The sequence below is a fragment of the Neorhizobium huautlense genome (assembly GCF_030811685.1).
In the GTDB taxonomy this organism is placed as follows: domain Bacteria; phylum Pseudomonadota; class Alphaproteobacteria; order Rhizobiales; family Rhizobiaceae; genus Neorhizobium; species Neorhizobium huautlense_A.
In genome coordinates this window covers 1-937 of sequence record NZ_JAUSRF010000010.1, presented here as the reverse complement: position 1 = coordinate 937, position 937 = coordinate 1, and the positions used below count along the sequence as shown (strand labels likewise).

Sequence of the window (937 nt, the reverse complement as noted above, 5' to 3'; positions counted from 1 at the left end):
TCGATCTCGCTGTGGAAATCGGTAAAGCCATCGCTGGAAGTTTCGAGCAGACGTGGTTTCCCTTCAGAAGATCGCGCCCGTTGGCGAAGCTGCGCCTCTTCTGCTTGCCATTCGCGGGCGGTAACGCGCTTCTTTATCGCGATTGGCATGCATTGCTGCCGGAATCGGTCGAGGTCTGTCCGATCCAGTTACCCGGCAGAATGGCCCGTTTAAACGAGGCCGCCTTCGATAACGCGCATGATGCAGCCGAAATCCTTTCGGATGTTCTGGCAGGTTATCTGGATAAACCCTATGCTTTTTTCGGGCACAGCATGGGTGCCCTGTTATGCTATGAAATCAGCCGGGCCATGCGCCGGCGCAACATGCCGCTGCCGTTTCGGCTCTTTCTTTCGGCGCACCGCGCACCTGATGTCGCGGCCACCGAGCCCGCCTTCCATAACGCGGATGAAACGATCTTTTTGTCTCGCGTCCGACAGTTTGGTGGTCCAGCTCTTCGGTTAGCTGATCATCCGGAACTCGTCCAATTGATCGGGCCGACATTGAGAGCCGACCTGAAGTTATGCCAGACCTATATTCACCGACCGGATCCATCTCAGTTGCCGATGCCGATGACGCTGTTTGCCGGGCGCAGTGACACTCTGGTACGTCCGGAGAGCGTATGGCACTGGTCCCGCCAGACGTCTGCCGGTTCCAGCCGACATCTCATCAGCGGCGGTCATTTTTTTCTGCAAAGCCATGGCGGGGATGTCACGAGGATCGTGTCCACTCAGCTTGCGGACTTCGCGTCATTTCACGAAGCAGTCCGGCCATAACGGTATATTTTGCGGATTGGGTCGTTCTTTGTAAGCATGCGGTGAAGGCCGCAGACCATGTCGCTCGATTGTCGATCCAATGCATTCGTGTTCATTTCACGGATGAGACCGAGGGGCATCTCGCA

General features: G+C 56.5%; 1 protein-coding gene. It reads left to right on the top strand.

Features of this window, described 5'->3' with window-relative positions; translation table 11 throughout:
- Positions 1 to 80 precede the first annotated feature (80 nt).
- Positions 81 to 812, top strand: coding sequence for a thioesterase II family protein (locus J2T09_RS15515; RefSeq protein WP_306836224.1), 732 nt, complete (start codon positions 81 to 83; stop codon positions 810 to 812).
- The last annotated feature ends 125 nt before the right edge of the window (positions 813 to 937 follow it).